The organism is Brachybacterium sp. J144, from assembly GCF_036321705.1.
Taxonomy (GTDB): Bacteria; Actinomycetota; Actinomycetes; order Actinomycetales; family Dermabacteraceae; genus Brachybacterium.
This window is the reverse complement of sequence record NZ_JAZDCG010000002.1, coordinates 1-7,243: the sequence shown is the minus strand read 5'-3', so window position 1 is coordinate 7,243 and position 7,243 is coordinate 1. Positions and strand designations below refer to the sequence as shown.

Here is a 7,243-nt window from a genome sequence, read left to right as displayed (position 1 = left end):
AACGAGCGCGGGGCCCGGCAACGGCCGGGCCCCGCGCAGGTCGATCAGTACTGCTGCAGCTCGGGGTACAGCGGCTTCTTGTCCGCGAGCGCCGCGGTGCGGGCGCGGAGGCTCTCGAGGTCCGCGCCGCCGGTGAGGGCGAGGGCGATGACGTCGGCGACCTCGGCGAACTCCTCGGCGCCGAAGCCGCGGGTGGCGAGCGCCGGGGTGCCGATGCGCAGGCCCGAGGTGACCCGCGGGGGGCGCGGGTCGTTGGGGACGGCGTTGCGGTTCACGGTGATGCCGACCTCGTGGAGGCGGTCCTCGGCCTGCTGGCCGTCGAGCTCGGAGTCGACGAGGTCGACGAGGACCAGGTGCACGTCGGTGCCGCCCGAGATGACCTTCACGCCCGCGGCCTTCGCGTCCTCGGCCTGGAGGCGCTCGGCGATGAGGCGGGCGCCCTCGAGGGTGCGGACCTGGCGGTCCTTGAAGCCCTCCGAGGCGGCGACCTTGAGCGCGACGGCCTTCGCGGCGATCACGTGCATGAGCGGGCCGCCCTGCTGGCCCGGGAATACGGCGGAGTCGATCTTCTTGGCCCACTGCTCCGTGCACAGGATCATGCCGGAGCGGGGACCGCCGATGGTCTTGTGGATCGTGGTGGAGACGACGTCCGCGTAGGGGACGGGGCTCGGGTGGAGGCCCGCGGCGACGAGACCGGCGAAGTGCGCCATGTCGACCCACAGCGCGGCGCCGACCTCGTCGGCGATCTCGCGGAAGCGGGGGAAGTCGAGCTGGCGGGTGTAGGCGGACCAGCCGGCGACGATGACCTTGGGCTGCTCGGCGACGGCGAGCTCGCGGACCTTGTCCATGTCGATCAGGCCGGTGCCGGGCTCGGTCTCGTAGGCGACGATGTCGTAGAGACGGCCGGAGAAGTTGATCTTCATGCCGTGGGTGAGGTGGCCGCCGTGGGCAAGGGAGAGGCCCATGAGCTTGTCGCCGGGGCGGGCGAGGGCGTGCATCACGGCCGCGTTGGCGGTCGCGCCGGAGTGCGGCTGGACGTTCGCGTGCTCCGCGCCGAACAGTGCCTTGGCGCGGTCGATCGCGATCTGCTCGGCGACGTCGACCTCCTCGCAGCCGCCGTAGTAGCGGCGACCCGGGTAGCCCTCGGCGTACTTGTTCGTCAGCACCGATCCCTGCGCCTGCAGCACCGCGCGCGGGACGAAGTTCTCGCTGGCGATCATCTCCAGGGTGCGCTGCTGACGGGCGAGCTCACGGTCGAGGACGCCGGCGATCTCCGGGTCGAGCTCGGAGAGGGACTGATCGAGGACGTTCACGGGGCCTCCTGCGGGGACGGTGGGACGGCGGCGGGCGCCGGTCCCATCCTAGGCCGAGCCGCCCGGCGCACCCCGGCGTGTTCCGGGAGATGACACCCGGGCCTCCCTCAGAGGTCGACGCCGAGGCGGACCGGCTCGGGCTCGAGCGCGATACCGAAGGCCTCCTGCACGCGGGACTGCACGTCATGGGCGAGGGCGACGATCTCCTCGCTCGAGGCGCCGCCCCGGTTGGTCAGCGCCAGGGAGTGCTTGGTGGAGACGGAGGCGCGGGGCGAGAGCGCGTGGCCGCGCTCCACGCCCGCATGGCTGATCAGCCAGGCCGCGGAGGTCTTCACCAGCCCCTCCCCCGCGGGATACCGCGGAGCACCGTCGGGGAGGCGCTCGGCGACGGCCGCGGGGAGCACCGGGTTGGTGAAGAAGGAGCCCGCGCTCCAGGTGTCGTGATCGGTGGGGTCCAGCACCATGCCCTTGCCGGCGCGGAGCGCGAGGACCGCCTCGCGCACCTCGGTCATCGGCGCCCGCTGCCCGACGGCGACGCCGAGGGCCTCGGCGAGCTGCGCGTAGCGGATCGGCGCGGAGAGACGGCCGAGGGTGTGCTGGAAGGTCACCGAGAGCACCACGTAGCGGCCGGTCGCCGAGGCAACGGGGCCGTCGTAGCGGGTGCGCTTGAAGACGCTGTCGCGGTAGCTGAAGTCGCAGTCGGCGGCGAAGAAGGTGCGGACCCGACTCTCGTGACGGTCCCAGGTGCGCACGCGGGAGATGGTCTCGGCGACCTCCTGCCCGTACGCGCCGACGTTCTGGATCGGGGTCGCCCCCACGGTGCCGGGGATGCCGGAGAGCGCCTCGAGGCCCACCATCTCGCGAGCGACGGCGTAGCGGACCGCGCGGTCCCAGCTCACCCCCGCGAAGTGCTCGGCGATGGCCCCGCCGCAGGTGGGATCGAGCGGGGTGAGATCCGCGGGATCCACGGGGATGCCGTCGGGTTCCCCGGAGGCGCCGACCTCGCAGGTCGCGTCCAGCAGCGGCGGCTCCTCGGGGTCGCGCAGGAGCACGACGGTGCCCGCGAAGGGCTCGTCGGAGGCGACGAGGTTGGACCCTCCGCCGAGCACCAGCAGCGGTTCGCCCGCCTCGTCGGCGGCGGAGACCGCGGCGATGACCTCGTCGGCGGTGCGGGCCTCGACGAGATGCCGGATCTCTCCGCCGATCCGCAGCGTGGTCAGCGCGGAGAGCCTCATGCCGCGGCCGGTCCGCCGGCGGGCAGGGCCACGGTCGCACGGGCGCGGCCGAGCACCTTGGTGCCGTCGACCTGCGCGGTCAGATCGATCCGGGCGGTCCCGGCCGCCTCGTCGATCGCGCCGACGACGGCGACGACCTCGAGGAGGGCGGAGCCGGTCGCGGGGACGGGGATCGGGCTGGTGAAGCGGGTCGAGTAGGAGCGCACGAGCGTCGGATCGCCGAGGACGTCGAGCAGGCCGGTGATCGCGGTGCCCATCGTGAGCATGCCGTGGGCGATCACGCCGGGGAGCCCGGCCTCGGCGGCGACGGCATCGTTGTAGTGGATCGGGTTGAAGTCGCCGGAGGCCCCGGCGTAGCGGACGAGGGCGTCGCGCGTGATCTCGTGGGAGGTGCGGGAGAGCTCCTGGCCGACGGCGAGGTCGGCGAGGCGGAGGGCGGGGGCGGTCATGGCTGCTCCTGGTCGGGACAGACGGGCGGAGTGGGCGGGGGCGTCGAGGCCGACGGGCGGTCAGTCGCCGCGGACGACGAGCATGCTGCGCACACTGGCGACCTCGGCGCCCGCCTCGTCGGCGAGGTCGACGCGGGTGGTGACCATCGCGTGACCGCCGGCGGCGCGCACGGACTCGACGGTGAGCGTGGGGACCAGCCGGTCCCCGGCGACGACGGGGCGCTGCAGAGTGAAGGACTCCTCGCCGTGCACGACGCGGGTGAAGTCGATGCCCGCCGCCGGGTCCTCGATGTACTGGGCCTCCGTCTCCTGGGCGAGGGAGACGAGGAAGGTCGGCGGTGCGACGAGGTCGGCGTGGCCGGCGGCGCGGGCGGCCTCGACATCGGTGTGCAGCGGCGAGCTCGCGCCGGTCGCGCGGGCGAACTCGGCGATCTTCGCTGCCGAGACGGTGTGCGCGGGGCCGGCAGGGTACGTGCGGCCCGCGAAGGACGGGTCGGGAGCGGTGGTCATGTCATCTCCGGGAAGGGGGCGCGGCGCGGGGCCGACGGTGCGGACCCCGCGATGATCTCAGGTCCGTCCGCGTCAGGCGAGCTGCGGCGCGCTCGACGCGCTGCGCACGCGGACCGGGATGCACGAAAGGCCACCCGGGACGAGCCCGTGTGGCCTTTGGTGTGCTCGCGAGGACTCAGCGGGTCTCGCGGTGCGCCGTCTGCTTGCCGCAGGTCGGGCAGAACTTCGAGAGCTCGAGCCGATCCGGGGTGTTGCGACGGTTCTTCTTGGTGATGTAGTTGCGCGCCTTGCAATCAACACAGGCCATGGTGATCTTGGGACGCACGTCAGAGCTCTTGCTCGCCACGGTTCGCCTCTTTCGTCCGGGTGGCGCACCCGGCGGCGCGCCTCGTGGGTCCCCGTACTCGGGGGATGTGGATCCTGCACTCCGGTCGAGACCGGCGTGGTACCGAGGGCGGGGATCGAACCCGCGACCTCACGATTATGAGTCGTGCGCTCTAACCGTCTGAGCTACCCCGGCGTGACGGTCGAGCGGCCCGCATCTCTCTCGAGATCGGGCCGCCGCAACCATCAGAGCCCTGAAAGGGAATCGAACCCTTGACCTTCTCCTTACCATGGAGATGCTCTGCCGACTGAGCTATCAGGGCAACCCGGTGAACACTACCCAATCTCCTTGCCGCGAGGCAATTCGTGGGGCGTTCCCCGTGCGTCGGATCACAAGGATCCTCCGCGGTGGCAGGTGAGGGATTCGAACCCCCGTAGGCATAGCCAGCTGATTTACAGTCAGCCCCCTTTGGCCACTCGGGTAACCTGCCGGGATGACCTCCCCCGTCGCCCCTCGCGCCTGGAGGACCAGGTTCGCGGGCCGCCGGAAGCGGACTCGGAACAGCATAGCGGGGTCCGAGCGGGGGTGCGAACCGAGAGGGCCCCAGGACCGCATGACCATGGTCACAGCCGATCCGACCTGCAGGAACATGGCGCGCCGGGACGAGCTCCGGACCATGCCGGCTCGCGTCGACGCTGCGCACCCGCGGCCGGTGTGCAAGAGTGCCAGCAGCATCCACCCGCCGCCGCACTGAAGGAGCCCCGTCATGGCTGACTCGTCGTTCGACATCGTGAGCAAGCTCGACCGCCAGGAGGTCGACAACGCGGTCAACCAGGCCGTGAAGGAGGTCGGGCAGCGTTACGACTTCCGGAACACGGGGGCGTCGGTGTCCCTCAGCGGCGACCAGATCGTCATGACCGCGAACGCCGAGGAGCGGGTGCTGGCCGTGCTCGACGTGCTCCAGTCCAAGCTGATCCGGCGAGGCATCTCCCTCAAGGCCCTCGAGGTCGGCGAGCCGAAGCAGTCCGGCAAGGAGATGCGCCTCGTGGCGGACCTCAAGGAGGGCATCAGCGCCGAGGACGCCAAGAAGATCTCCAAGATCATCCGCGACGAGGGCCCCAAGGGCGTGAAGGCCCAGATCCAGGGCGATGAGCTGCGGGTCTCCTCCAAGAGCCGCGATGACCTGCAGGGGATCATCGCGCTGCTCAAGGGCAAGGACCTCGACGTGGCGCTCCAGTTCATCAACTACCGCTGAACGCCGCTCCCTACCGATGCACGACGAGAGGGTCCCACCCCCGTACGGGGGTGGGACCCTCTCGGGTCGTGCCGGCTGATCAGCCGGCGTTCGAGGTGTCGTCCTGGTCGTCGGCGTGCTTGGTGAGCTCGTCACCCTTGGCCTTGAGTCCCTCGAGCAGGTTGTTCACCGGGCCACCCACGAAGGAGTTCCACTCCTCCTGGTACGCGTCGTAGTCCGGGCCGATCCACTCGACCGAGTTCACGATGCTGGTGACGGTCTCGATCGCCTCGAGCATGGTCTCGCCCGTCTCCACGAGGGACTGCGCGACGTCGCGCCCCTCGTCCGGGTTCATTCCCTTGAAAGCCATGACCTACCCCTTCTGCCCCTGTGGGGCCGGATGTCGAAAAGTTCGTGCTGGGAGCGGGCCCGTGGTCCGGGCCGCTGGAATCAGGAGGACGCGTCGATCTGCTGCGTCGCGTTCTCGGCGGCGCGGCTCGCGAACTCGCTCGTCTGCTGGACGACGGTCTGCACCAGCTGACCGATCGTGCTCTCGAACTCCTGGACGAAAGCGTCGCGGTCCTCGCCGGTCCAGTCGAGCTCGCTCACCCGCGAGCTCGCCCGGGAGAAGAGCTCCTGGACGTTCTGCCCGGCCTCTTCGGTCTGCTGCCCCATCTTCTGAACCGCGGTGGGGTCCATGCCCTTCTTCATCGTGCCCTCCGATACTCGTGGTCGTTCCGGTCGCACCTGCCCGAGGGGATCTCCGCGGCCCTCGGCCGCCTCCTCGATCCCTCCTCGAGGTGATGCACTCAGCCTAGGAGCGCCGGCGGACTTCCGCGATGGGGACTACTCCCCAGCCCCTGCCGATGCCCGATGTGGCAGCGTCGATGCTGGCCACAGCGATTTCTGCGCCGCGAACGACTGTGGATGAACCGTTCCTCCCCAAAGCGCCGGCACTCGTGCCGACTCTCGCGACTGCACCGTCCCTCCCCCTCCCATCCCAACCCACGACGCACAGCGCCCCGCCCCCGACGGATCGGGGACGGGGCGCTGGATCGGCGACGGGCGCCGGAGCGGACTCAGCCGTTATTCGAGGTGTCGTCCTGGTCGTCGGCGTGCTTGGTGAGCTCGTCACCCTTGGTGCGGTACGCCTCCGAGAGCTCCGACAGCGCGCCGGAGAGGAAGGAGTTCCAGTCCGAGGTGAAGCTGTCGTAGTCCGGGCCGACCCACTCGACGCTCATGATCCTGGAGGTGCGCGAATCGGTGTTGTCGTTGACGGTGGCCGCCGCCTCGGTGATGAGCGAAGCGGTCTCGCGACCCTCTTCCGGGTTCATTCCCTTGAAAGCCATGATGTCTCCCCTTGTGTTCTGTGGTGGTGGTGATCGCGGTCGGGCGTCAGCGGCCCGAGGTCTCGCGCTGCGCCTGGGCGTTGGTGCGGAGGCGCTCGGCGAACTCCGTCAGCTGCGAGACGACGGCCTTGTTCGCGGCGCCGACGGTGCTCTCGAACTCCGAGAGGTACTTGTCGCGGTCCTCACCGGTCCAGTCGAGGTCGGTCGCGTAGCCGAGGCGGCCCTCGTAGATCGAGTTCATGCTCTCGATGAGCTCGTCGATGTCGCCGGCGATGGCCTCGACGGCCTCCGGGTTCATACCCTTCTTCATGATCTTCCCCAAACGTCGATTCTGGATTCGGTCTCCACCCTCGGCAGGTTCCTCCGCGGCCCCCGGCCGCTTCCTCGGTCCCTGTCCTCCAGGTGATGGCTCTACCCTAGAGCGGACCTCCTCCCGGAGGGAATGGGGACAACTACCCATGCCCCTCCCCCTCGCGACGTTGCACCGTTCCAGCAGGTCACGGCCATGTTCACGGAGGCGGGCGACGCTGCGGGGCGAGCGGGTCCCCAGGGTCCGACCGGCCGGCCGCGCGCGGGTGGGGCCTCCCGGCAGCACCGCCGTCGGCACCATCGGCCGCGCCGCGGACGGCAGCCTCGCATCGCCACTGCCATCGCCTCCGGCATCGCCGCCGACAGCACTCCGGCATCCTCATCGCCGTGCCCACAGGCGCTCCGCCGGCGCCTCCCGTCGGCGCCACCGGACCTCGTCGGCGCTCGACGCCCCGCACACAGCGGGGGGGCCGAGGGCAAAATAGCGGCCCCTGAGGCGCCCTCTCGGCGCCACACTCC

Annotated in this window: 10 protein-coding genes and 3 tRNA genes; 1 reads left to right on the top strand and 12 read right to left on the bottom strand. The window is 70.6% G+C overall.

Features of this window, described 5'->3' with window-relative positions; all coding sequences use genetic code 11:
- Positions 1 to 44: 44 nt before the first annotated feature.
- The 8 genes from glyA to V1260_RS01820 form a co-directional block, all read right to left on the bottom strand.
- Positions 45 to 1,313 (bottom strand): serine hydroxymethyltransferase, encoded by a 1,269-nt coding sequence (gene glyA, locus V1260_RS01855; RefSeq protein WP_329745093.1) that lies wholly within the window; start codon positions 1,311 to 1,313, stop codon positions 45 to 47.
- A 107-nt stretch (positions 1,314 to 1,420) separates the two neighbouring features.
- Positions 1,421 to 2,548, bottom strand: coding sequence for a UDP-N-acetylmuramate dehydrogenase (locus tag V1260_RS01850; protein WP_329745092.1), 1,128 nt, complete (start codon positions 2,546 to 2,548; stop codon positions 1,421 to 1,423).
- On the bottom strand, positions 2,545 to 2,997 hold the full coding sequence (locus V1260_RS01845) for a MaoC/PaaZ C-terminal domain-containing protein (protein WP_329745091.1): 453 nt from the start codon (positions 2,995 to 2,997) through the stop codon (positions 2,545 to 2,547). The genes V1260_RS01850 and V1260_RS01845 overlap by 4 nt, the downstream gene beginning before the upstream one ends.
- Positions 2,998 to 3,057: 60 nt before the next feature.
- Entirely contained in the window at positions 3,058 to 3,507 is a 450-nt protein-coding gene (locus V1260_RS01840) for an FAS1-like dehydratase domain-containing protein (protein ID WP_329745090.1), read from the bottom strand.
- Positions 3,508 to 3,682: 175 nt separating this feature from the next.
- Positions 3,683 to 3,853, bottom strand: coding sequence for a 50S ribosomal protein L33 (gene rpmG, locus V1260_RS01835; protein ID WP_029360274.1), 171 nt, complete (start codon positions 3,851 to 3,853; stop codon positions 3,683 to 3,685).
- 97 nt (positions 3,854 to 3,950) lie between these two features.
- Positions 3,951 to 4,027 (bottom strand) — tRNA-Met (locus V1260_RS01830).
- 54 nt (positions 4,028 to 4,081) lie between these two features.
- Positions 4,082 to 4,154 (bottom strand) — tRNA-Thr (locus V1260_RS01825).
- An 86-nt stretch (positions 4,155 to 4,240) separates the two neighbouring features.
- Positions 4,241 to 4,322, bottom strand: a tRNA-Tyr gene (locus V1260_RS01820).
- Positions 4,323 to 4,598: 276 nt separating this feature from the next.
- On the opposite strand from V1260_RS01820, the gene V1260_RS01815 reads away from it, so the two are divergent.
- The gene (locus V1260_RS01815) at positions 4,599 to 5,087 is read left to right on the top strand and encodes a YajQ family cyclic di-GMP-binding protein (RefSeq protein ID WP_329745089.1); all 489 of its coding nucleotides are present in this window, start codon (positions 4,599 to 4,601) and stop codon (positions 5,085 to 5,087) included.
- 79 nt (positions 5,088 to 5,166) lie between these two features.
- Here V1260_RS01815 and V1260_RS01810 read toward each other — a convergent pair whose 3' ends face one another.
- From V1260_RS01810 to V1260_RS01795, 4 genes are all read right to left on the bottom strand, one after another.
- The gene (locus tag V1260_RS01810; RefSeq protein ID WP_329745088.1) at positions 5,167 to 5,436 is read right to left on the bottom strand and encodes a WXG100 family type VII secretion target; all 270 of its coding nucleotides are present in this window, start codon (positions 5,434 to 5,436) and stop codon (positions 5,167 to 5,169) included.
- A gap of 80 nt (positions 5,437 to 5,516) precedes the next feature.
- Positions 5,517 to 5,777 (bottom strand): hypothetical protein, encoded by a 261-nt coding sequence (locus V1260_RS01805; protein ID WP_329745087.1) that lies wholly within the window; start codon positions 5,775 to 5,777, stop codon positions 5,517 to 5,519.
- A gap of 368 nt (positions 5,778 to 6,145) precedes the next feature.
- Positions 6,146 to 6,415 carry a hypothetical protein gene (locus V1260_RS01800; protein WP_329745086.1) on the bottom strand — a complete coding sequence of 90 codons (270 nt, stop codon included), beginning with the start codon at positions 6,413 to 6,415 and terminating at the stop codon, positions 6,146 to 6,148.
- Positions 6,416 to 6,461: 46 nt separating this feature from the next.
- Positions 6,462 to 6,725, bottom strand: coding sequence for a WXG100 family type VII secretion target (locus V1260_RS01795; RefSeq protein ID WP_329745085.1), 264 nt, complete (start codon positions 6,723 to 6,725; stop codon positions 6,462 to 6,464).
- Between the last annotated feature and the right edge of the window lie 518 nt (positions 6,726 to 7,243).

Excerpts from the sequence above, each read along its gene's own strand:
- V1260_RS01850 (WP_329745092.1), bottom strand. The coding sequence starts at position 2,548 with ATGAGGCTCTCCGCGCTGACCACGCTGCGGATCGGCGGAGAGATCCGG.
- V1260_RS01845 (WP_329745091.1), bottom strand. The coding sequence starts at position 2,997 with ATGACCGCCCCCGCCCTCCGCCTCGCCGACCTCGCCGTCGGCCAGGAG.
- V1260_RS01840 (WP_329745090.1), bottom strand. The coding sequence starts at position 3,507 with ATGACCACCGCTCCCGACCCGTCCTTCGCGGGCCGCACGTACCCTGCC.
- V1260_RS01815 (WP_329745089.1), top strand. The coding sequence starts at position 4,599 with ATGGCTGACTCGTCGTTCGACATCGTGAGCAAGCTCGACCGCCAGGAG.
- V1260_RS01810 (WP_329745088.1), bottom strand. The coding sequence starts at position 5,436 with ATGGCTTTCAAGGGAATGAACCCGGACGAGGGGCGCGACGTCGCGCAG.
- V1260_RS01805 (WP_329745087.1), bottom strand. The coding sequence starts at position 5,777 with ATGAAGAAGGGCATGGACCCCACCGCGGTTCAGAAGATGGGGCAGCAG.
- V1260_RS01800 (WP_329745086.1), bottom strand. The coding sequence starts at position 6,415 with ATGGCTTTCAAGGGAATGAACCCGGAAGAGGGTCGCGAGACCGCTTCG.
- V1260_RS01795 (WP_329745085.1), bottom strand. The coding sequence starts at position 6,725 with ATGAAGAAGGGTATGAACCCGGAGGCCGTCGAGGCCATCGCCGGCGAC.